Source organism: Cupriavidus laharis, from assembly GCF_914271435.1.
GTDB classification, from domain to species: Bacteria; Pseudomonadota; Gammaproteobacteria; order Burkholderiales; family Burkholderiaceae; genus Cupriavidus; species Cupriavidus laharis.
In genome coordinates this window covers 37,117-58,382 of record NZ_CAJZAI010000018.1, presented here as the reverse complement: position 1 = coordinate 58,382, position 21,266 = coordinate 37,117, and the positions used below count along the sequence as shown (strand labels likewise).

General features: G+C 65.3%; 20 protein-coding genes. 11 read left to right on the top strand and 9 right to left on the bottom strand.

Annotated elements, in window-relative coordinates; translation table 11 throughout:
* Window position 1: 1 nt before the first annotated feature.
* Genes LDO29_RS24325 through LDO29_RS24305 form a run of 5 tightly spaced genes read left to right on the top strand, consistent with a single transcriptional unit; the run spans window position 2 to window position 4,789 of the window.
* Window positions 2-1,138, top strand: a complete 1,137-nt coding sequence (locus LDO29_RS24325) for a carbon-phosphorus lyase complex subunit PhnI (protein WP_224082305.1) — start codon at window positions 2-4, stop codon at window positions 1,136-1,138.
* Complete coding sequence (locus tag LDO29_RS24320) at window positions 1,135-2,031, top strand: alpha-D-ribose 1-methylphosphonate 5-phosphate C-P-lyase PhnJ (protein WP_224082304.1); 897 nt, start codon at window positions 1,135-1,137, stop codon at window positions 2,029-2,031. The genes LDO29_RS24325 and LDO29_RS24320 overlap by 4 nt, the downstream gene beginning before the upstream one ends.
* Window positions 2,028-2,804, top strand: coding sequence for a phosphonate C-P lyase system protein PhnK (phnK, locus tag LDO29_RS24315; protein WP_224082303.1), 777 nt, complete (start codon window positions 2,028-2,030; stop codon window positions 2,802-2,804). Before LDO29_RS24320 ends, phnK begins: the two co-directional genes overlap by 4 nt.
* Window positions 2,805-2,806: 2 nt before the next feature.
* A complete protein-coding gene (gene phnL, locus LDO29_RS24310) occupies window positions 2,807-3,535 on the top strand; it encodes a phosphonate C-P lyase system protein PhnL (RefSeq protein ID WP_224082302.1) in 729 nt (242 codons plus the stop codon).
* 30 nt (window positions 3,536-3,565) lie between these two features.
* Window positions 3,566-4,789, top strand: coding sequence for an alpha-D-ribose 1-methylphosphonate 5-triphosphate diphosphatase (locus LDO29_RS24305; RefSeq protein ID WP_224082301.1), 1,224 nt, complete (start codon window positions 3,566-3,568; stop codon window positions 4,787-4,789).
* 50 nt (window positions 4,790-4,839) lie between these two features.
* Here the strand turns inward: LDO29_RS24305 and LDO29_RS24300 are convergent, their stop codons facing one another.
* The 3 genes from LDO29_RS24300 to LDO29_RS24290 all read right to left on the bottom strand — a co-directional run bounded on the left by LDO29_RS24300 (window position 4,840) and on the right by LDO29_RS24290 (window position 7,758).
* Window positions 4,840-5,856 carry a Bug family tripartite tricarboxylate transporter substrate binding protein gene (locus LDO29_RS24300; protein WP_224082300.1) on the bottom strand — a complete coding sequence of 339 codons (1,017 nt, stop codon included), beginning with the start codon at window positions 5,854-5,856 and terminating at the stop codon, window positions 4,840-4,842.
* A gap of 82 nt (window positions 5,857-5,938) precedes the next feature.
* Entirely contained in the window at window positions 5,939-6,760 is an 822-nt protein-coding gene (locus LDO29_RS24295) for a phosphate/phosphite/phosphonate ABC transporter substrate-binding protein (protein ID WP_224082299.1), read from the bottom strand.
* Window positions 6,757-7,758, bottom strand: a complete 1,002-nt coding sequence (locus LDO29_RS24290) for an ornithine cyclodeaminase family protein (RefSeq protein WP_224082298.1) — start codon at window positions 7,756-7,758, stop codon at window positions 6,757-6,759. Before LDO29_RS24290 ends, LDO29_RS24295 begins: the two co-directional genes overlap by 4 nt.
* Before the next feature lie 255 nt (window positions 7,759-8,013).
* Between LDO29_RS24290 and LDO29_RS24285 the strand changes: the two genes are divergently transcribed.
* On the top strand, window positions 8,014-8,901 hold the full coding sequence (locus LDO29_RS24285; RefSeq protein ID WP_224082297.1) for a LysR family transcriptional regulator: 888 nt from the start codon (window positions 8,014-8,016) through the stop codon (window positions 8,899-8,901).
* A 109-nt stretch (window positions 8,902-9,010) separates the two neighbouring features.
* Here the strand turns inward: LDO29_RS24285 and ppk2 are convergent, their stop codons facing one another.
* From ppk2 to LDO29_RS24250, 6 genes are all read right to left on the bottom strand, one after another.
* Window positions 9,011-9,778, bottom strand: a complete 768-nt coding sequence (gene ppk2, locus LDO29_RS24280) for a polyphosphate kinase 2 (protein WP_396022712.1) — start codon at window positions 9,776-9,778, stop codon at window positions 9,011-9,013.
* 101 nt (window positions 9,779-9,879) lie between these two features.
* Entirely contained in the window at window positions 9,880-10,854 is a 975-nt protein-coding gene (locus LDO29_RS24275) for a beta/alpha barrel domain-containing protein (protein WP_224082295.1), read from the bottom strand.
* On the bottom strand, window positions 10,851-11,795 hold the full coding sequence (locus LDO29_RS24270) for a polysaccharide deacetylase family protein (protein ID WP_224082294.1): 945 nt from the start codon (window positions 11,793-11,795) through the stop codon (window positions 10,851-10,853). Before LDO29_RS24270 ends, LDO29_RS24275 begins: the two co-directional genes overlap by 4 nt.
* 122 nt (window positions 11,796-11,917) lie before the next feature.
* Window positions 11,918-12,679, bottom strand: coding sequence for an ATP-binding cassette domain-containing protein (locus LDO29_RS24265; protein WP_224082293.1), 762 nt, complete (start codon window positions 12,677-12,679; stop codon window positions 11,918-11,920).
* Window positions 12,680-13,129: 450 nt separating this feature from the next.
* On the bottom strand, window positions 13,130-13,891 hold the full coding sequence (locus tag LDO29_RS24260; RefSeq protein WP_224082292.1) for a GntR family transcriptional regulator: 762 nt from the start codon (window positions 13,889-13,891) through the stop codon (window positions 13,130-13,132).
* Between the two features lie 1,051 nt (window positions 13,892-14,942).
* On the bottom strand, window positions 14,943-15,458 hold the full coding sequence (locus tag LDO29_RS24250; protein ID WP_224082290.1) for a hypothetical protein: 516 nt from the start codon (window positions 15,456-15,458) through the stop codon (window positions 14,943-14,945).
* Window positions 15,459-15,826: 368 nt separating this feature from the next.
* On the opposite strand from LDO29_RS24250, the gene LDO29_RS24245 reads away from it, so the two are divergent.
* From LDO29_RS24245 to LDO29_RS24225, 5 genes are all read left to right on the top strand, one after another.
* A complete protein-coding gene (locus LDO29_RS24245) occupies window positions 15,827-18,070 on the top strand; it encodes an NADP-dependent isocitrate dehydrogenase (RefSeq protein ID WP_224082289.1) in 2,244 nt (747 codons plus the stop codon).
* Between the two features lie 250 nt (window positions 18,071-18,320).
* Window positions 18,321-18,650 carry a hypothetical protein gene (locus LDO29_RS24240; RefSeq protein WP_224082288.1) on the top strand — a complete coding sequence of 110 codons (330 nt, stop codon included), beginning with the start codon at window positions 18,321-18,323 and terminating at the stop codon, window positions 18,648-18,650.
* 244 nt (window positions 18,651-18,894) lie between these two features.
* Complete coding sequence (locus LDO29_RS24235; protein WP_224082287.1) at window positions 18,895-19,206, top strand: helix-turn-helix transcriptional regulator; 312 nt, start codon at window positions 18,895-18,897, stop codon at window positions 19,204-19,206.
* On the top strand, window positions 19,206-20,483 hold the full coding sequence (locus LDO29_RS24230) for a type II toxin-antitoxin system HipA family toxin (RefSeq protein WP_224082286.1): 1,278 nt from the start codon (window positions 19,206-19,208) through the stop codon (window positions 20,481-20,483). Before LDO29_RS24235 ends, LDO29_RS24230 begins: the two co-directional genes overlap by 1 nt.
* A gap of 273 nt (window positions 20,484-20,756) precedes the next feature.
* Window positions 20,757-20,957: a DUF3079 domain-containing protein gene (locus tag LDO29_RS24225; protein WP_224082285.1), complete on the top strand. Its 201-nt coding sequence runs from the start codon at window positions 20,757-20,759 to the stop codon at window positions 20,955-20,957.
* The last annotated feature ends 309 nt before the right edge of the window (window positions 20,958-21,266 follow it).

Here is a 21,266-nt window from a genome sequence, read left to right as displayed (position 1 = left end):
CATGTATGTAGCCGTCAAAGGAGGCGAGCGTGCCATCCTCAACTCCTACCAGATGCTCGATGCCTACCGCCGCGGCGACACCGCGGTACCCGAGCTCACGCTGGCGCAGATCCGCGAGCAGATGCCGCTGGCCGTTTCGCGCGTGATGGCCGAGGGCTCCCTGTACGACCCGCACCTGGCCGCACTGGCGCTCAAGCAGGCCGCTGGCGACCAGATCGAAGCCATCTTCCTGCTGCGCACCTACCGCACCACGCTGCCGCGCTTTGGCTACACCCAGCCAGTCGACACCGGCAAGATGCGCCTGGAGCGCCGGATTTCGTCGACCTTCAAGGATGTCCCGGGCGGACAGGTGCTCGGCCCGACCTACGATTACACGCAGCGCCTGCTGGACTTCTCGCTCGAAGCCGAACGCGATCCGGCGCCGCTGGCGCCGTCGCCCGAACCGCTGGCGTCCGACATGCCGCGCGTCACCGCGCTGCTTGAAGCGGACGAACTGGTCGAGGCCGATGCCATTCCCGTGGGCGATCCCGCCCCGCCCGACCTGACCCGCGAACCGCTGACGCTGCCTGCCGGCCGCACGGCGCGCCTGCAAAATCTGGCGCGCGCGGACGAAGGCTTCCTGCTGTCGATGGGTTACTCCACGCAGCGCGGCTACGGCAACTCGCACCCGTTCGCGGCCGAGATCCGCTACGGCACGGCCGAAGTCGAGCTGTTCGTCGAAGAACTGGGTTTTGCGGTGACCATTGGCGAGGTCGAGCTGACCGAATGCCAGATGGTCAGCCAGTTCACGGGCAACGCCAGCGAGGCACCGCGCTTCACGCGCGGCTATGGCCTGGTGTTCGGCTACGGCGAGCGCAAGGCCATGTCGATGGCGCTGGCTGACCGTGCCATGCGCGCCGCCGAGCTTGGCGAAGCTGCCGACGCCCCGGCCAACGACGTGGAATTCATGCTGTACCACAGCGATAACGTCGAGGCCTCCGGCTTCGTGCAGCACCTGAAGCTGCCCCATTACGTGGACTTCCAGGCCAACCTGGAACTGCTGCGCCGCCTGCGTGCGGAACAGGAAACGGCCCGGCCCGAAGCCGCGCCCGCGGCTGCCACGCCCGATATCCAGCCCCAGGAGGAGACGCTGGCATGAGTCAGACCAACGCTACCGCCACACCGGCCACCGTGGCCCGCGACGACCACTACAACTTCGGCTACCTCGATGAGTCGACCAAGCGCATGCTGCGCCGCGCACTGCTGAAGGCCGTGGCGATTCCCGGCTACCAGGTGCCATTCGGCAGCCGCGAAATGCCGCTGCCCTATGGCTGGGGCACCGGCGGCATCCAGGTCACGGCGGCCATCATCGGCACGCAGGACGTGCTCAAGGTGATCGACCAGGGTTCGGACGACACCACCAACGCCATCAATATCCGCCGCTTCTTCGGCCGCGTGACAGGCGTGAAGACGACCGAACGCACCGCGGACGCCACCATCATCCAGACCCGCCACCGCATTCCCGAGTCGCCGCTGCGTGCCGGGCAGGTCATGGTGTTCCAGGTGCCGATTCCCGAACCGCTGCGCTGGCTGGAGCCGAGCGAGCGCGAGACGCGCACCATGCATGCGCTGGCCGAATATGGCTCCATGCACGTCAAGCTGTATGAAGACATTGCGCATCATGGCCATATCGCCACCACCTACGACTATCCGGTGATCGTCAACCAGCGCTACATGATGCGGCCATCGCCGATCCCGAAGTTCGACAACCCAAAGCTCGACCGCAGCCCCGCGCTGATGCTGTTCGGTGCCGGGCGCGAGAAGCGGGTTTACGCAGTGCCGCCGTACACCTCAGTGAAGAGCCTCGACTTCGTCGACCACCCGTTCACCGTGGAGAAATGGAGCAGTTGTTGCGCCCAGTGCGGCGCGACCGACAGCTTCCTCGACGAGATCATTACCGACGATGCCGGTACGCGCATGTTCGTGTGCTCGGACACGGAGTACTGCGGCGACCGCGTCGCCGCGCAGCAGGCTGAAGGAGCCGCACAATGAGCGCCACGCCACTGCTTTCCGTCCGCAACCTCACGCGCACCTGGGACGGCGTGCACGGCTGCCATGACGTCAGCTTCGACCTCTATCCCGGCGAAGTACTGTGCGTGGTCGGCGAATCGGGCTCGGGCAAGAGCACGCTGCTGCAGGCCCTGTCGATGCAGGCGCCGCCGCAGCGCGGCAGCGTCAGCTACGACATGCGCGAAAGCGGCCTGACCGACCTGGCCACGCTGTCCAGCGCGCGCATGCGCCTGCTGGCACGCACTGACTGGGGCTTCGTGCGACAGCACGCGCGTGACGGCCTGCGCATGCAGGTCAGCGCCGGCGCCAATATCGCCGAACGGCTGATGGCTGTGGGCGAGCGCCACTACGGCGACCTGCGCGAGATCGCCGGCGCCTGGCTGGAAAAGATGGAAATCGACCTGGCGCGCCTGGACGATGTGCCATCCACGTTCTCGGGCGGCATGCAGCAGCGCCTGCAGATCGCGCGCAACCTCGTCACGCATCCGCGCCTGGTCTTCATGGATGAGCCGACGGCCTCGCTCGACGTCTCGGTGCAGGCGCGCCTGCTGGACCTGCTGCGCCGCCTGGTGACCGACCTGGACCTGGCCGCCATTCTCGTCACGCACGACCTGGCCGTAGCGCGCCTGCTGGCGCACCGCACGCTGGTCATGCAGGGCGGCCGCGTGGTGGAGCAAGGCCTGACCGACCAGATCCTCGACGACCCGCAGCATCCGTATACGCAGTTGCTGGTTTCGTCCATCCTGCAAGGCTGACCATGACACAAGCCGAACCCAAGCAATCCATGATCGAGGTCCGCGGCCTCGGCAAGATGTTCACGCTGCACAACCAGGGCGGCATCCGCCTGCCCGTGCTGCGTGCGATCGACTTCGACGCAACCGCAGGCGAGTGCCTGGTGCTGTCGGGCCCGTCCGGCACCGGCAAGAGCACGCTGCTGCGCTGCCTGTATGGCAATTACCTGGCCACCGAGGGCACCATCCGCCTGCGCGACACGACTGCGCTAGACGCGCCGTGGGTCACGCTCAGCCATGCGCCCGAGCAGGTCGTCCTGAAACTGCGCCGCGACATGATCGGCTATGTCAGCCAGTTCCTGCGCGCGATTCCGCGCGTGGCCGCGCTCGATGTCGTGGCCGACCCGCTGCAGCAGCGCGGCACCGGCCGCGACGAGGCCCGCACCCGCGCCGCTGCCCTGCTGGAACGCCTGAACCTGCCGCGCCGGTTGTGGGACCTGCCGCCGGCCACGTTCTCGGGTGGCGAACAGCAGCGCGTGAACATCGCCCGCGGGCTGATCGGCGGACATCCGATCCTGCTGCTCGACGAGCCGACGGCCTCGCTCGATGCGGACAACCGCGCCGTGGTAGTGGAGCTGATTGGCGAAGCACTGGCCGAAGGCCGCTGCCTGATCGGCATCTTCCACGATGACGCCGTGCGCGAAGCCGTCGCCACGCGCTTGCTGGCGCTGCAGCCAGCCACGGCCATTGCCTGAACGTCCTGCTTACCGATACAGGAACCGAATATGTCTTCCACCTACCTGACGCACGCCACCCTGGTACTGCCCGACCGCGTGCTGCCAGACAGCGCCCTGCTGATCGAGCAAGGCCGCATTGCAGCCATCGAGCCCGCACCGCATGCCGTGCCCGCCTCCGCACAGGTCTTCGACCTGCGCGGCCACACTGTGATGCCTGGCCTGATCGACGTACATTCCGATGCCATCGAAAAGGAAGCCGAGCCGCGCGCGGGCGTGATGTTTCCGCTCGATTTCGCCGTGGCGCAGGTGGACCGCCGCAACGCCGCGGCCGGCATCACCACGCCTTACCACGCGCTGTCGTTCGCAAGCAACCAGTTCGGCGTGCGCAACAACGAGACCGCATCCACGCTGGTGCGTACCGTGGCCGCGTACCGCAGCCACAGCCTCGTCGACAACCACATCCACTGCCGCTATGAGGTGACCGATGCTTCCGCCGTGCCGGTGCTCGAAGCGCTGATGGCCGAAGGCGTGGTCGACCTGCTTTCGGTCATGGACCACTCGCCCGGACAGGGCCAGTTCAAGACGCTCGATGCCTACCTGTCGTACATGATGGGCAACCATGGCATGAGCCGCGAAGAGGCGGTCGACGCAGCGGAAAAGAAGACCGCGCAGCTCGAAGGTGCGCATGAGCGCGTACATCGCCTGCTGGCACAGGCCCACCGCCTGCAGATCCCGACGGCGAGCCACGACGACGATTCGCCGCAGCGCATTGCCGCCATGCATGCGCTCGGCGTGCGCATGAGCGAGTTTCCGATCAATGTGGCGACCGCGCAGGCCGCGGCCGGCCACGCGCTACCGACCATCCTCGGTGCGCCCAATGTGCTGCGCGGCAAGAGCCAGAGCGGTTCGATGCGCGCGATCGACGCCATCCATGCAGGCGTCGGCCATATCCTGTGCTCGGACTACCAGCCGTCGACGCTGATCGCCGCCGCTTTCGCCGCCGCGCAGCAGGCCGGGTTGCCGCTGAACGAGGCGCTCGCGCTGGTCACGGCCAATCCGGCCGATGCCTGCATGCTGGGCGACCGAGGCCGCCTGGTGCCGGGTGCCCGCGCCGACGTGATCGCCGTGGCCGGCGTCGCCGGCCAGCCATTGGTGACGCATACGTGGTGTGCAGGCCGGCTGGTCTTCTCGGCAGGCTATCCGGCGGTCCAGCACGCGCGTGCCCATGCGCCGTTGGCGGTGCCGCAGACGGCAGAGCGCGAGGTTGCCTGACATGCCGGCGCCCCGCGTGGTGGTCGTCAGCCGCAGCGCCGCACACGCGTTCAGTCGATGGTGATGTGCCGCTGGCGGATCAGCCCTGCCCAGCGGGCGCTTTCCTTCTGGATGGTCGCGGCAAGCTGCTCCGGCGTGCCGCCGGCTGTCTCCATGCCCAGCGTGGCCAGCTTTTCCTTGAGCACCGGGTCTGCCAGCACCGTGCCAGTCTCCTTGCTGAGCTTGCGCAGCACGTCCTGCGGCGTGCCGGCCGGTGCCATCAACGCATACCAGGACACCGCCTCGAACTTCGGCAGCCCCTGCTCGGCAATGGTCGGCACATCGGGCAGCACCGCGGAGCGCCGCGCACTGGCCACGCCCAGCGGCACCAGCTTGCCGGCCTTGATATACGGCAGCGCCGAAGAAAGCTGCGCAAACATCATCGTCACCTGCCCGCCCACCAGGTCGGTCATGGCCGGGCTCACTCCCTTGTAGGGGACGTGAATCAGCTTGACGTTGGCGTCCTGCTGCAGCAGTTCGCCCGCCAGATGTGCCTGGCTGCCGGCGCCCGGCGACGCGAAGGTGAGCTGGCCAGGCTTCTGCGCGGCCAGCTTGAGCAGGTCCGACAGCGATTTCACCGGTGTCGACGCGCTGACCACCAGCACGTTCTCCGCCGTGGCCAGCATGGCGACCGGTGCAAGGTCGGCCGGCTTGTACGGCAGGTTCGGCATCAGGGCCGGATTCACGGCAATATTGCCGACCGGCACGATCGCGAGCGTATAGCCGTCCGGCGCAGCCTTGGCCACCATGTCCACGCCGATGGTGCCGGCGGCACCGGCCTTGTTGTCGACCAGCACGCTCTGGCCGGTGGCCTTGGAAATACCCTCGCCGACAACGCGGCCGAGCACGTCGGCCGGTCCGCCGGCGGCGAACGGCACCACCATGCGCACCGGCTTCGCCGGATAGCTTTGCGCCGCGCCCTGCGCCAGTGCCGGCGCAAACGCAAGCCAGGGCATGCAGGCCGAGGCGCAGGCCAACAGCCAGCGTTTGGCAATGCGGTCGATGATGGTCTTGCTGACTAGCTTCATTGCGGTTCCCCTTGCGTAAGTACGTAACAATGGTCAGGCTTGCTGCGAACGACGGGCAGCGGCAGTGTGCCCGCATCGTGCCTCATACGAGTTCCCCGTCTGCGGTCAGGGCAAAGCCCGCCTCGTCCGACTCCCGGGCCAGCGCGGCCAGGCCGGCATAGTCCTGCGGCTGTACCGCGGCGAAGCACGCCAGCCCCAACTGCGCCATCAGGTCTGCGCCCAGTGGGTCGTGGTCCATGGCCAGCAATGCCTCACGTATGCGCGCGCACGCCTCGGCGCCGATCTGCGCGGATGCCACCAGCGGAGGAATCGGCGCGGCCGGCGTCTGGGCCAGGGTCCGCAACTGCGCGACGCGCTCGGGCGCGTGGCTGCGCAGCAGGTCGAGTACATAGCTGTCGACCACGCCGGCCTCGGCTTCGCCGGCGATCACCGCGTCGATGGTGGCGAGCGGCGTCGGCGTGGGCTGAGCAGTCGGCCTGTACAGCGTGCGCGCCCCGGCCGGCGCTTGCCGCATCAGGAAGTGGCGTGGCGCGTTGTAGCCCGAGTTCGATTCCGGGAGCATGCACGCGAGGCGGCCGCCGAACGTCTGCGCCAGCGTCTGCGCGGGGGAGTCTGCATGCACGACGAACTCGCTGAAATACACCGGCCGACCCTGGTAGCGCGGCGCGGCCGGCACCGGCGCAGCGAGCAGTTCGCGCCCTGCCGGCGCACACGCATAGGGATAGCCGCACATAAACACGCAGCCGCAGTCCGGCCGCGCCCACAGCGCGCTGACCGGTGCCGGGGCAGCGTGCTCGACATAGGCCAGGTCCACCCCGGCGCATTCGGCCACGCGCGCGAACAGTGCCTGCCAGGCGCGCGCCGCGGGCGCGGCCACGGCATACATGCGTGCGCTCGCAATCATGCGTACACCAGGCGCTGGCCCAGCCCCCGCTCCCGGGCCTTCTGCAGGATGGCGTGGCCCAGTGCGATGTCGCTGAGTGACAGGCCGCGGTGCCAGAACAGGTTGGTTTCGTCATCGCTTTGCCGGCCCGGCTTGCGGCCGGCGGCGATCTCGCCGAGTTCCGCATACAGGGTCTGCTCGGACAGCTTGCCTGCCTCGACGTGGGGCCGCAGCGATCCGAACATGCCACCCTTGCACTGGCCCCAGTCGTCCACCACCAGCCTGGTCATGATGTCGGTCAGCGACAACTCCACCGCGCTCATGGTGCCGTACGGCACCACAAAGGCGCCGCGCTTGATCCATTCGGTCTTGAGCATCGGCGTGGGGCGCTCCAGGCGCGACGCTTCCACCACGATATCGGCATCGCGCACGCACGATTCCCAGTCCTCGGTCACGACGATCTTCTTGCCAAGATCGCGTTCCAGCCGCGCCGCGAAGGCGTTCCGGCTTTCGGGGCGGCGCGAGTGCACGCGGATCTCGTCGAAGTCGAACAGGCTGTCGAGCAGCCGGACGTTCCAGTACGACGTCCCACGCGCGCCGATATGGCCGAGCACCTTGCTGTTGCGGCGAGCGAGGTGCCGCGCGCCGAGTGCAGTGAGCGCACCGGTGCGGGCATCGGTGATGAACGTCGCATCGACCATGGCCACGGGCATGCCGGTACGCGGGTCGAACAGGTTCAGCATCGCCATTTCCGACGGCAGGCCGAGCTTGTAGTTGTCGACATAGTCACCCACGATCTTCACACCGGCCAGCCCCAGCGGCGCCACGTAGCCGCGCAGCACATTGAAGTGGCCATTGAAGGCGGGATCCGGCATCAGGTGCACGCGTGGCTCGATCACGGTCTGCCCGTTGCCCTGCGCCACCAGCGCCTGCTCTACCGCAGACAGGATCTCGGCATCGGTCAGTTCCAGCCGCGCAATGTCCTTGCCGTTGATGTAGGTGAGATGGATGTTGCTCATACAGTCTCCTTTCCGCGTGATCGCCTGATCGCCTGATGAAAATGCCTGCACGCCACGAGTGCATCGCGCACCGGATCGCTATCCGCGCGGCCCTGCCTTGGTGCCCGAGGCGTTGCCGCGCTTCCCGTTGGTGCGCCACAGTGTTCGCCGGGTCTTGCGTCCTGCAGTGGCGTGTCGATGGGACTCAGTGTAGATACAGCATCCATAACTGTCATATGCTTATATATGTGCCATTCATAACACTGTGTTAATGCCATGAAGATGAATCTTCGCCAGATCGAGGTCTTCCGCGCGGTCATGCTGACCGGCTCGATCAGTGGCGCATCGAAACTGCTGTATGTGTCGCAGCCCGCCATCAGCCGGCTGCTCGCGCACACCGAGCAGCGGCTCGGCCTGACCCTGTTCCTGCGCACCAAGGGGCGCCTGCACCCCACGCCGGAAGCCCGCCGCCTGCTCGGCGAGGTCAATGCCGTCTACGAAGGCGTGGAGCGCGTCAACGAGATCGCCGAGGACCTGGCGGCCAACCGGACCGGCAGCCTGCGCATCTCATGCAGTCCCAATCTCGGCCTGACGGTGCTGCCGCGTGCCATAGCCGGCTTCCGCCGTGCGCATCCGGCCGTGCGCGTGGTGGTGCGCACCCAGATTCCGGTCAACATGCTGCGCGGCCTGCTCTCGGGACAGGCGGACCTGGCGGTATCGAACATGCCGCTGACGCATCCGAACCTGGACTCGCGCCTGCTGGTGAAGAACCCGATCATGGCGCTGATTCCCGCCGGGCACCGCCTCAGTACGCGAAGCTCGGTACGTCCGTCCGAACTGGCCGGGGAAGATCTCATCGGATACGGGCCGGATGTGCCCTTCGGCCTGCTGGTGCATGAAGTCTTCGGCAGGGAAGGCAGTCAGCCTGACATGCGGGTACAGGTGGAACAGGCCCACGTGGCCCGGGCACTGGCCCAGGCCGGCGCCGGCATCGCGCTGGTTGATGCCATGACGGTGTTTGGCCAGGACTGGCCCGACGTGGTGGCCGTTCCGCTGCGCACCAAGGTCAATGCCTCGGTGCAGATCTTCCACGTGCAGACCGAACCATTGTCACGCCTTGCGCTGGCGTTCGTGGATACGCTGACGGCAATCATGAAACGCTAGTGTCCTGAGTTGCAACGAACTTGCAACTCAGGACACTGGGGTGGCGGGGTCCGGATGGCTGCCGGTACTGCGGTCCGGGCGGCCATCCTGCAGATCCGATACCTTCGTGCTAGAAGCGCTCGGGCACGCGCCGGTACGGATAATCGGGCTCCTGGTAGCCCTGGGGTTTCTGCCTGGCCGGCAGTTTCGGTTTCTTGTGCGGAATCGCCTCATACGGAATGCGGTCGAGGATATGGCTGATGATGTTCAGCCGGGCGCGCCGCTTGTCGTCGGAGCGGGTAACGAACCATGGCGACTCCTCGCTGTCCGTCGCCGCGAACATGGCATCGCGCGCGCGGGAATAGTCGTACCAGCGTGAGTAAGACTTGAGGTCCATGTCGGTCAGTTTCCAGGTCTTGCGCTGGTCGGTGATGCGCGCCTGCAGCCGGCGCGTCTGCTCTGCCTCGCTGACTTCGAGCCAGTACTTCAGCAGCACCACGCCAGACTGGATGATGGCCCGCTCGACCAGTGGCACGCCGCGCAGGAAAACGTCCACCTGCTCCTCGGTGCAGAATCCCATGACCCGTTCCACGCCGGCCCGGTTGTACCAGCTGCGGTCGAAGATCACCACCTCCCCGGCCGCGGGCAGGTGGGGAATATAGCGCTGCACATACATCTGGCTTTTTTCGCGCTCGGTCGGCGCCGGCAGCGCCACCACGCGGAACACGCGCGGGCTCACGCGCTCGGTCATGGCCTTGATCACGCCGCCCTTGCCGGCGCCGTCGCGGCCTTCGAAGAGGATGCAGACCTTGGCGCCGGTGGCCTTGACCCAGTCCTGCAGCTTGACCAGTTCGACATGCAGCCGGTACAGCTCCTCGTCGTACTGCTTGCCCGTCATCTTCTCGCCGGCGACGCCGGCGTCGTCTGCATCGCGCTCGCCCTGCTTTTTCTTGCCCATGCGCAGTCTCCCGTGGATGACCGGTCCAGCCGGTCCACCTATTACTTTGGTGCGTCAGAAGCCATAGGGCAAGCCTTCGTTGCGCTGGCGAGCTGGGCGGGCGGAGCTGGCGGAAATCCCGCCGGCAGGCCCGCTACAGGGGTGAAGCCCTGCAGCGTCACGCCGGGCAGGTATTGTGCTACCGCAGTACGGGCGGCCAGCAGCGCCGGGAGGTCAATGCCAGTACGCAAGCCTACTGCCTCCAGCAGGAATACCAGGTCCTCAGTCACCACGTTTCCGCCCAGCCCTCCGAGCGAGGCATGAACCACGGGCACGCCGGCCTCGACGGCAGTCAGCGCGTTGGCCAGGCCCAGTCCTCGCGTATTGGCAAGATGGATGCCCGATACCGCCTGCACGCCCCCGGCTTCCCGGACCGCCTGCGTCAGCCGGCGCACCTGGCGCGGATCAGCACAGCCCGGTGTATCGCACAGGACGATGTCCTCGCAGCCCGCGGCCATGAGCGCTTCGGCCAGGCAGGCGACGGCGCTCTCGCCCATGGGCCCGGCCAGCGCGCAACCGAACGCCATCTCGAGCCGGACCTGCAGGCGCGGCCTTGCCTGACGCGGCACGGCGCCGATACGCTGGGCAATACGGCGCACCTCGCGCAGCATCTGCGCGTGGGTGCGATTCATCTGGCGCAGGCTGTCGGCCTCGCTGGCAAAGAGCGGCAAGGCAATGCGGTGCACCCCGGCGGCGATCGCGCGTTCCGCACCCAGGAAATTGGGCACCCGGGCCGCTACCGTCAGTCCCGCAATGCCCAGCACGTGCGACGCCGCGTCGGCCACGTCAGCCATCTGCGGCAACACGCCGGGGGGCGCAAACGTGCCGATCTCGATATCGCGCACGCCGGCCGCCGCTTCAGCGGCAACCCAGGCCTGCCTGGCGGCCGACGGCAGCCGCTGGCGCAACGCCCGCAGTCCGTCGCACAGCCCGGCTTCGCTGACCACTATGTCGACTGGCGGACGCCTTTGCGTCATGGCGCCGCCCTGCCCCCGCCGCACTGCTGCCCGGCAAGCGTCTTGACGATTTCACCAGCGCCGGCGCTCCACACGCCTTCGCGCGACATCACGTATTCCAGCGCGGCTTCCACATAGCGGACACGGTGCGGCTGGCCCAGTACCCACGGATGCAAGGAGAAAGAAAGAATGCGCCCGCCCTGCTCGCGCGCCTCTTCCAGCAGCAGGTCGCATGCGTCCTTGAACTGTCTTACCCAGGCGGCTTCCGCATGGAAGCTCTCCATCAGGACAAAGCGATCTTCCTGCTCGGTCGACAACGGCATCGACCACAGGTCGCCGAGCCGCGTATGGAAGCGATAGGGCATGTATTCATTGCCCCCGTCGCAGAAGTAGTCGATGCCCTGCGTGCGCAGCAACTCCGGCGTATGCGCGCTCTGCAGGTGCCTGGGCCCGAGCCAGCCGCGGATATCCCGCCCGCTCTCCTGGCGCAGCGTACCAAGTGAAGCCGCGACCAGCGCGCCCTCGCTGGCATTGTCGCGGCCGCATGCACGGGGCATGTCCAGGCTCGACGAATGGCCGATGATCTCGTTGCCACGCGAGACGATCTCCTGCATCAGTTGCGGGTACTGCTGCGCCAGGCGTTCATTGCAGGCGAAGGTCGGACGCACGCCGTGGCGATCGAAGGCCTGCAGCAGCCGGTAGATGCCGGTGCGATTGCCGTAGTCGCGCAACGTGAAATGCCTGAGGTGCGGATACGGCGCCATCGACTGCCCCTGCTCGGATGACGCCGCGGCGGGATGCAACGGAAGCCACTGCAGGCTGACATTGACCCATAGGGCAAGCAACTTGCCGCCGGGCCAGGTGACGGGATGCGGCTCTGCCAGCATGGACCACGCGCAGCGCTCATCTGCCACGCCATATGGATGCTGGGGATGCTGCAGGGTGTTTTCGTCCAGGGACATCAGGTCTTGCTCCGCGTCGATGACGCAATTTCGCCCGCGGCGGTCCAGGCCACGGTCGGGTCGTGTTCGTTGCGCGAATCGCGCCCGAAGCGAACCCGGTCTAAGTAGAAACGGTGCAGGTCTCACGCATGCGCCGGCCCCCTGGCCGCTCGGCCCGGATCCGGGCGGTTCCCGGCGTATGCACCGAAGACGGCGGGGTCACGCGATACTGCATGCGGCAGGCCCTGTGCGATCAGCTTTCCATCTTCCAGCACCAGCACATCGTCAGCCACCTTCGCGACACAGGGCATGATGCGCTCGGCCATCAGCACGGTCATCCCGTCGGCACGCAGGTCGCGGATCGTGGCCACCATCCAGGCCCTCTCCGAGGCACTGAGGCCCGCCAGGATGCCGTCGAGCAGTAGCAGGTGCGCGCGCCTTGCCACGGCGCTTGCGAGTGCCAGGCGCTTGCGCAGGGCCGGCTGCAAGCTGGCAGCGGCCTTGTGCAAATGGAATTCAAGGCCCAGGCGCCGGGCCACTTCGTCAGCCTGCGCGAGTGCGGCATGGTGGCCTCGCACATGCCACTGCGCGCCAAGCGCAATGCACTCGCGCACGGTCCGGGCGCCTTGCTCCGGCCCCGGGGGACCGATGTACTGCACCCCCAACCGGTTCAACACATGGGGGGACATGCCGGCGACGTTGCGCCCTTCTATCTCAACGGAGCCGCCGCACGGCGACAGGTTTCCCGACAGGACCCCCAGCAGCGCCGACTTTCCCGCCCCGGCCGGGCCGACCAGTGCGGTGACGCGTCCCCGGCTGACGGCCAGCCGGACATTGTCCAGCACGGCTCGACCGTCAAGCTGAAGATTCAGCACGTGGGTGGCGACGATGATGTCCGGCTTCATGCCTGGCTCTCCATGGCAGCGGCGTATGGCAAACCCGCAACACACCAGACAGGCCCGCAGGGGCAATACAACTCGGTACCCTGCAAGCGCTGCGTATAAAAAAAGCCGGCCGCTGCCGCTGGAGCGACAAACGCGGCAATGGCAACCAGACGGCCGCGCATCCGTTCGATGCGCGGCGCTCCGGCTGCACCCCTGTTGTCGCGCCCCGCCATCTGGCAGGCCCCGTAACGCGACAATTGCTGCCACCACCGGACGAGTCGTCCCGCGGCAGCAGACACAAGGGTGCAGCACTGGCAGCCAGCCTTGCCGGCAAACAGGAAATCGGGAAGACGGGGACGCGGACGCTGCAAACTGCCGGGAGTGGCCCATCGCGCCCCGAGGCACGATGGGCGGCGTGTTTGCCGCGCCGGATCATGGATGCTCATTTATGCCCTCTTGCTCTGCCACCGCTTATCGGACGGCGGTTGTGATATCACCGGCCAGCCAGATGCGCGCGGTGGCTTCCCCTGCACGTGTAAGGGCCATGCGGTAGTCGTAGCAATGCGGCCGGTACAGGCCGCGCAGCCATTGCACGGGATATCCGTCCACATCCCGCACGACGCGCACCACCGACAGCAACGCCGATCCCACGGGTTCGTCCAGCAGCGGCGCCGCCACGGCATCCGCAGGGCAACTCGACACCGACTGCTCGGCCGCGCCAATACGTATGCCGCCTTGCTCGAGCAGGGACAGCATGGGCTGCTGCTCAAGGTCGTGCGGCATGAGCAGGCGCGAGATGTGTGACGGCAGGAACGTCGTGATCAGCGACACCGGTTTGCCCTGATGGCTGCGCAGGCGCAAAATGCGCAAGGCGCTCTGCCCTTCGGCCAGCGATAGCCCGGCCGCTGCGTCGGCGGGGCATGGCTGCAGCCCATACTCCAGCAAGCGCACCGAGGTCTGCGCCGCCGAGGCAATCAGGTTGTCCAGCAGCCCCTGCATCTTCGGCTGGCATTCCATGCGACTCGGATGATCCAACTTCACAAAGGTGCCCTGCCCCGGGCGCCGGTAGACCATGCCCTCCCGCACCAGTTCAATGATGGCGCGGCGCACGGTGACGCGCGCCACCTGGTATTGCTCCATCAGCCTGAGTTCGGGCGGCAGTCCCGACTTGTCGTAGATCCCGCTGACGATCTGGTGACGCAAGGCCACATAGATCTGGTGATAACGGGGCATAGGCGAACGAGGGCTGTCCATAATCCTTTTCTTGGTTATCCGATAGCGTCAATGCCGTTGCAGGCTTAACGGACGACAATACCTGTCTATGGCGATGCGCGACCATCGCCGACCTGAATTGCCAAGATCGGTAGATTCTGAGAGTGGCGCCAAATGTAGCTCAGTAATATTGTTACCTCAACAGGACAATAAATGGGACATCCTAGATATTTACCCGAATGCAATTGGTTGAATCAGACCAGCCGAATTCCTGAAAATCCGGATTTCCGGAAATTCGGATTTTTGAACTCGATAATTTCCGGGTTTCCGGAATCTTATTTCAGTGCATACTTAATGTATGCGGCAAGACATATGCCTGAAAGTGGTATCGATCGTATCTTCGGAAGATTCAAGAAGTGATCTGTTCAATATGCGGGTGCGCCATGGAATTACATTTCCCCGCCTAGTCTCTCGATTTTCAAAATTTATCCGACAGGATAATGCAAAGGTGAATTATCCGACCGCAATAGCGATTTATTCACCTGGAATATGCCACTGGCTTATGGCCCCTCCCAAGGCACAGCCCGCCTGCCGGAAGGTCTTGCTCGCAGGGTCTCACCGACGCGTTATCCGTCTTGAAAAGCGTTCGGGTGTCAGCAAGTGCGGTCGGAAGCATGAACCGGTAATTTCGCACTGGGCAAGCGGCGTCAGCATCTCGTTCTCAGGGCGCACGGAATTGTCATCGCCGCAGCTGCCCCGGCCCTCTATACTAAAAATGCTGCAGCACAGCATTTTCTTGTTTCAGAGTAAAAAGCTTCCTGGAGTCAGCCATGTCCCTGTGCGCGCTCTGCATGGCCCAAATCGATCGCCCCGGCCATTATCCGCCCCACGCACGGCTGGTGAGGGCGGGCCAGGTAAGTACCGCCGCTGGGCTGCATGCCTTTGCATATCGGTGCACTGACTGCGGGCATGCCCTCCTGCTCGCAGCCGCGCACGAAGATGCACCGGACCGCTGGGTGCAGGCCGACGACATTGCCGGCACTCGCTGAGCCGATGGCGGCAACCGCCGCCTCTATTTGCTGCTGCTGCGGTCGTCACCACCGAGAGGATCGACGATGATCATGGTGCGGTCCAGCACGCCGCGGTCGTCAAAGTAGGCACTGAAATGCGCGGGCTGGTAGCCCGCCACGTATAGCCGATACGACCAGGCTTCCCGCTTCATCAAGGGGTAGTACTGCACCGGCTCGCGAGGCATCCCGAAACGCTCCGCGACGTCTCGCTTGGTCCAGACACCGGGGCGCGCGGTATAGATCTCTTCCTCGGTCAGCATCTGGCGAAAATTCGTCAACTTGCCGGCCGCATCGAAATCCGCCGCGTAGACCTCGAAGCCCAGTGGCTGCTTCGAATAGATCCAGCGGCTGGTGCCGTCGTGGAGCGGGTAAGTCTCGGTAGGCTTGCCAAAGGCGTCGCGCACGGCGGATTCCGGACTGCCGATCATCTTCTGGCCGGTCTCGACCGGTTGCAGCATTGCACAGGCACTCAACGCCAGGGCGGCAGCCGCCAGCCAGCTGCCAGTTCGAAATTGCATGACCATTCTCCAGTGTCAGCCGGGGCCGGGTGCCTCCTGCCTCACTATCTCAGGATAGTCCGCCCGCGCGTGATCTGCCCACAAGCTCCTAGGGTAAACACTTGCAAACGTCAGAATATTCCGGCGAACACGCTGTGGCGGCTGAAAATCGCGCGCGGACGCCCGATGTGACCGATTTGCCACTCGATTTTCGCACCAAAACCGGGCGGATCGACGATTTCCGCGCAAGAAATGCGGTGGAAGTCAGCCGCCCGAAAGCAAAGTCAGGCAAAATTCAGTGTTTGCCGGAGACTGAATGGTCCAGCCGCCGGCGCGTGGTTCTATTTGTCGTTCTATTCTTTGACATCCCCCCGATCCAGAGGCAAGCAATGAGTACGCAGCAACCCACCATCATCTACACCCTGACTGACGAAGCCCCCCTGCTGGCGACCAGTGCTTTCCTACCCATCATCCGCACCTTCACCAAGCCGGCCGGCGTTGACGTCGTGACCAGCGACATCTCGGTGGCAGGCCGTATCCTGGGCGAGTTCCCCGAGTTCCTGACTGAAGAACAGCGCGTGCCGGACAACCTGGCCGAGCTGGGCCGCCTGACCCAGGACCCGGACACCAACATCATCAAGCTGCCGAACATCAGCGCGTCGGTGTTCCAGCTGGTCAGCGCCATCAAGGAACTGCAGTCGAAGGGCTACAAGGTTCCCGACTACCCGGAAGATCCGAAGACCGAAGAGGAAAAGGCTATCCAGAAGCGCTACTCCAAGTGCCTGGGCAGCGCCGTGAACCCGGTCCTGCGCGAAGGCAACTCGGACCGCCGCGCGCCGGCCGCCGTCAAGAACTACGCCCGCAAGCACCCGCACAGCATGGGCGAGTGGAGCATGGCTTCGCGCACGCACGTCGCCCACATGAAGCACGGCGACTTCTACCACGGCGAAAAGTCGATCACGCTGGACAAGGCGCGTGAAGTCCGCATGGAACTGGTCACCAAAAGCGGCAAGACCATCGTGCTGAAACCGAAGATCGCGCTGCTGGACGGCGAGGTCATCGACAGCATGTTCATGAGCAAGAAGGCCCTGCTGGCCTTCTACGAAGACCAGATGGAAGACGCGCGCAAGACCGGCGTCATGCTGAGCCTGCACGTCAAGGCGACGATGATGAAGGTGTCGCACCCGATCGTGTTCGGCCACGCCGTGAAGGTGTTCTACAAGGACGCGTTCGCCAAGCACCAGAAGCTGTTCGACGAACTGGGCGTGAATGTGAACAACGGCCTGGTGGACCTGTACACCAAGATCGAGGCGCTGCCTGAGTCGAAGAAGGAAGAAGTCATCCGCGACATGCACGCCTGCCACGAGCATCGCCCGGAACTGGCGATGGTGGATTCGGCCAAGGGCATCTCGAACCTGCACGCGCCGAACGACGTGATCGTCGACGCCTCGATGCCGGCCATGATCCGTATCGGCGGCAAGATGTGGGGCGCCGACGGCCGTCCGAAGGACACCAAGTGCCTGATCCCGGAATCGACCTTCGCCCGCATCTATCAGGAAATCATCAACTTCTGCAAGACCAACGGCGCCTTCGATCCGGTGACGATGGGCACGGTGCCGAACGTCGGCCTGATGGCGCAGCAGGCTGAAGAATACGGTTCGCACGACAAGACCTTCGAGATCCCCGAAGACGGCGAGGCCCGCATCGTCGACAATGCCACCGGCGAAGTGCTGACGGCGCTGACGCAGAAGGTCGAGCAGGGCGACATCTGGCGCATGTGCCAGGTCAAGGACGCGCCGATCCGCGACTGGGTGAAGCTGGCTGTCACGCGCGCCCGCAACTCGGGCATGCCGGCCGTGTTCTGGCTGGACCCGTATCGTCCGCACGAGGCCGAGCTGATCAAGAAGGTGGAAACCTACCTGAAGGACTACGACACCAAGGGCCTCGACATCCAGATCATGTCGCAGGTTCGTGCCATGCGTTACACGCTGGAGCGAGTGATCCGCGGCCTGGACACCATCTCCGCGACCGGCAACATCCTGCGCGACTACCTGACTGACCTGTTCCCGATCATGGAACTGGGCACCAGCGCCAAGATGCTGTCGATCGTGCCGCTGATGGCGGGCGGCGGCATGTACGAAACCGGCGCCGGCGGTTCGGCGCCGAAGCACGTGGCGCAACTTGTGGAAGAAAACCACCTGCGCTGGGACTCGCTCGGCGAATTCCTGGCGCTGGCCGTGTCGCTGGAAGAGCTGGGCATCAAGACCGGCAACAGCAAGGCCAAGCTCCTGGCCAAGACGCTGGACGCTGCCACGGGCAAGCTGCTGGACAACGCCAAGAACCCGTCGCCGAAGACCGGCCAGCTCGACAACCGCGGCAGCCAGTTCTACCTGGCGATGTACTGGGCCCAGGAACTCGCCGCGCAAACCGAAGACGCCGGCCTGGCCGCCACGTTCGCGCCGCTGGCCAAGCAGCTCACCGACAACGAGAAGACCATCGTTGGCGAGCTGTCCGACGTGCAAGGCAAGCCGGCGGACATCGGCGGCTACTACATGCCGGATGCCGAGAAGCTGTCTGCCGTCATGCGCCCGAGCAAGACGCTGAACGCTGCGCTGTCGTCGGTCCAGGCCTGATCGGCAGCCCGATCCCCGCAGGCGCCGCAAGGCGCCTGCCTGAAGCCGGAGGTTGGCATTCCTGATGCCACCTCCGGCTTTTTGTTTCAGGCCGCACAGCCATACATCCCCCCTGATAGTTCAAAATAATTGAATAATTTATCCTAAACGCAGCCCGGATGCGAGGCGGCTCCCGGCCTATAGTTGCTCACATGAACGACAAACCTGAACACCAGGCGTTCTGAAAAATTCAACCAAACCGGAGATCATCATGTCGCGCACCCTCGTTATCCGTACCGCCGCTTCCGCCCTGCTGCTCTCGCTCGCTGCCGCCGTCGGCGTCGCCCATGCAGCCCCCTCGACGAGCACGCACGCCGGGGACCGCTATGGCTACGAGTACCGCGTGCGCAATGCCGATCCGTACAGCGATGGCGCCCGCTTCGTGGCCGACACCCATGCTGGCGACCGCTACAGTTACCAGTTCCGCACGGCAGATCCCTACACGGACGGTGCTCGCACGGTGGCAGGCCTGGACCGCAATGGCGTTTCCGAAAGCCCCGCACGCAGCTTCGACCCGTACAGCGACGGTGCGCACGCCTGACGCAGGCGTTGCATCGCGGAACAAGACCGGAGACTGCCATGACCCTTCGTGACAACGCACTGATCCTGGCCGGGTGGGTAACGCTTTGCCTAGCCAGCGGCCTGCTGATGAAGCTGGCGGCTCAGGCACTTTCCGTCTGAGCAGGTTGCCGCGTTCACCGGCGTTTGGATGGCATCTACATAAGGGCAACAATTTCTGCCAGATTTTTGTTGATATTATGGCGAATAACCCTTATTTTTGAGCCATGACATCGACTCCGCCGCGTCGCTCGCCGAAGCACACCCCCATTCTCGTCAAGGGCGCTCTGGAGCGCCTGGGGAAGCGCTTGATCATGGCGCGGAAGCTGCGCGAAATGACACAGGAGCAACTCGCCAGCCTGTCGGATGTGTCGCCCTCCACGCTGCGGTCACTGGAGGCGGGTGCCGACGGCGTGTCGATTGGCAACCTGCTCAAAGTCCTGCAAGGACTGCACTTGCTCGGCCAGTTGGACGAGGTGCTCGATCCACACCGCGACCCTGAGGCCATTTCGTTTGCCGAACGGCAGGTTGGCCGCTGATGACCACGGTTCCCGTCTGGGCTTGGCTGCCAGGTAGCGACACGCCATTGCATGCCGCCGATCTCACGGTCGATCGCGCGGCCCGGTTCAACTATCGGCCCGACTATCTTGCGCGCGGCGATGCGCTACCACTGGACCCGGTTGCGCTTCGCCTCGTGCGTAGTGCCCGCGGCATCGCCATTCCGGCCCCTGACGGCCTCCCCGGCGTGATCCGCGATGCCAAGCCAGCCGGCTACGGGGCGGACCGCCTGAATGCGCATGCGGGCACCGAGCTGAGCCCCCTCGAACTGCTCGAGCGCGGGGTCCCGGATGGTGTTGGTGCTATCGAGGTCTGTGTCGACATCGAACGCAAGCTGGCCTGGCGACCCAAGGGACTGGAGGATCTGAAACCGCTCGCCGAGGTGCTGGATGCGGCAACGCCCGCTAGCCGGGCGCTGCGCCGGCTCAATGAGGACCTAGACACGAGCGCCGGGGGCGAGCGCCCTAAGGCAACCCTCGTGCATGAGGGCCGCCTCTGGCTGGCGAAGATGCAGGACCGCGGTGACCGGCCTGCCATGCCGGCCCGCGAATTCGTCACGATGCAATTGGCGCAAATGGCCGGGCTCGACGTCGCACCGGTGGTGCTGCACACCTTCGGCTCGCACCAGGTGCTGCTGGTCGAGCGGTTTGACCGCGCGGGCGACCCATATCGCCCGCAGCGCCGCTTGTTCGCCAGCGCGCACACGGTGCTGCGGCTACCTTTGGACGCGGTGAGGGGCGATCCGCAGCGCTCCTATCTGAACCTCGGCGATGCCCTGCGAGTATGGGCCAGGGGGCGAGACGATCTGGGCGAGCTATTGCGTGAGTTGTGGCGGCGCATGGCCTTCAACGCGCTGGTTGGCAACGTCGACGATCACCCGCTGAACCACGGGCTGCTGCATGACGGCAATGCCCGACGCGGCTGGCGGCTGGCACCGGCGTTTGACATCACCCCAGCGATGTCGGCGGTGCCTCAGCCGCTCGCCGAAGGCCCCAGCCTTTCCATGGCCACCAGCGCAGACGGCTCGGCCCGCACCGGGGTGCCGCGTCTGACCGCCGCCGCGAGCCATTTCGGCATGGATGCCGACGCGGCGAGAGCCTGGCTGCAAGCCACGGCGGCGCTCGTGGCCACGAACTGGGAGCCGATGCTGCGCGAGGCTGCGCGTCCGGTCATGGAGGACGCCGCCAGGCTGGACGGGCTGATTGCTGAGGCTCGTGCGGCCTTTGCCTACAGTCAGTGGTTGATCGAAAACCCCTGATCGTCCTGCGGGTTCATCTCGCCCCAACCTACGCGCGCGGCCGTGCACCCAACGCCACCTCGGAAGCGCGGGCATCCTCCCAGTCCTGGTCCTCCCGACATAGCGTGTTCCTGATGCAGCATGGATCGCCGCGACGCGGACAGCATCACCGGAACCAAACATGGCCGCGTGCGCCGAGATTGATCTCCGGCAAATCACGTCTGCATCGCCGCGCCATACTTGACTAGATTCAACACTCTCGTTACATCGGCACAACGTCCGATGGGCGTCATCATGGCGAAGAAATTCCCGCTGCACCCCAGCCACCCGGAGCGCATCTGCTGGGGCTGCGATAAGTACTGTCCGGTGGACTCCATGGGCTGCGGCAATGGGTCAAGCCGTACCCAGCATCCCGCCGAACTGCTCGGCGACGACTGGCTGGAGTTTGGCGACTGGGGCATCGAGCCCGAGCAACCGACGACCAGTTCCAGTTGATTGGCAGATAGCACGCCATCTGGCCCATCCTGCGGCCACAACTTCCCTGTAATCCGTAACACGCGCGACTTGCTGTCGCTTCACGCCAGCCTGCCTGGCATTGCCCCGCTGAGATTGACGCGCCATGCAGGCGCGATACATGCTTGAACTCAACAAGCACTCGGGCACTCCTGCGTGAGACGCCTGCGGATTGCGCGGTTCGTCCCATCTTCATGCGCCGCAAATGCCACACCTGGCCATCCCGCCAGGACACGCGGTGGCGATTACAATGCTTCGATCGCGCCATCCCCATCCCGGCAGTTTTTTCAA

Bases quoted from the DNA above. Each gene is read 5' to 3' on its own strand.
- LDO29_RS24325 (WP_224082305.1), top strand. From the start codon at position 2: ATGTATGTAGCCGTCAAAGGAGGCGAGCGTGCCATCCTCAACTCCTAC.
- LDO29_RS24320 (WP_224082304.1), top strand. From the start codon at position 1,135: ATGAGTCAGACCAACGCTACCGCCACACCGGCCACCGTGGCCCGCGAC.
- phnK (WP_224082303.1), top strand. From the start codon at position 2,028: ATGAGCGCCACGCCACTGCTTTCCGTCCGCAACCTCACGCGCACCTGG.
- phnL (WP_224082302.1), top strand. From the start codon at position 2,807: ATGACACAAGCCGAACCCAAGCAATCCATGATCGAGGTCCGCGGCCTC.
- LDO29_RS24305 (WP_224082301.1), top strand. From the start codon at position 3,566: ATGTCTTCCACCTACCTGACGCACGCCACCCTGGTACTGCCCGACCGC.
- LDO29_RS24300 (WP_224082300.1), bottom strand. From the start codon at position 5,856: ATGAAGCTAGTCAGCAAGACCATCATCGACCGCATTGCCAAACGCTGG.
- LDO29_RS24295 (WP_224082299.1), bottom strand. From the start codon at position 6,760: ATGATTGCGAGCGCACGCATGTATGCCGTGGCCGCGCCCGCGGCGCGC.
- LDO29_RS24290 (WP_224082298.1), bottom strand. From the start codon at position 7,758: ATGAGCAACATCCATCTCACCTACATCAACGGCAAGGACATTGCGCGG.
- LDO29_RS24285 (WP_224082297.1), top strand. From the start codon at position 8,014: ATGAAGATGAATCTTCGCCAGATCGAGGTCTTCCGCGCGGTCATGCTG.
- ppk2 (WP_396022712.1), bottom strand. From the start codon at position 9,778: ATGACGGGCAAGCAGTACGACGAGGAGCTGTACCGGCTGCATGTCGAA.
- LDO29_RS24275 (WP_224082295.1), bottom strand. From the start codon at position 10,854: ATGACGCAAAGGCGTCCGCCAGTCGACATAGTGGTCAGCGAAGCCGGG.
- LDO29_RS24270 (WP_224082294.1), bottom strand. From the start codon at position 11,795: ATGTCCCTGGACGAAAACACCCTGCAGCATCCCCAGCATCCATATGGC.
- LDO29_RS24265 (WP_224082293.1), bottom strand. From the start codon at position 12,679: ATGAAGCCGGACATCATCGTCGCCACCCACGTGCTGAATCTTCAGCTT.
- LDO29_RS24260 (WP_224082292.1), bottom strand. From the start codon at position 13,891: ATGCCCCGTTATCACCAGATCTATGTGGCCTTGCGTCACCAGATCGTC.
- LDO29_RS24250 (WP_224082290.1), bottom strand. From the start codon at position 15,458: ATGCAATTTCGAACTGGCAGCTGGCTGGCGGCTGCCGCCCTGGCGTTG.
- LDO29_RS24245 (WP_224082289.1), top strand. From the start codon at position 15,827: ATGAGTACGCAGCAACCCACCATCATCTACACCCTGACTGACGAAGCC.
- LDO29_RS24240 (WP_224082288.1), top strand. From the start codon at position 18,321: ATGTCGCGCACCCTCGTTATCCGTACCGCCGCTTCCGCCCTGCTGCTC.
- LDO29_RS24235 (WP_224082287.1), top strand. From the start codon at position 18,895: ATGACATCGACTCCGCCGCGTCGCTCGCCGAAGCACACCCCCATTCTC.
- LDO29_RS24230 (WP_224082286.1), top strand. From the start codon at position 19,206: ATGACCACGGTTCCCGTCTGGGCTTGGCTGCCAGGTAGCGACACGCCA.
- LDO29_RS24225 (WP_224082285.1), top strand. From the start codon at position 20,757: ATGGCGAAGAAATTCCCGCTGCACCCCAGCCACCCGGAGCGCATCTGC.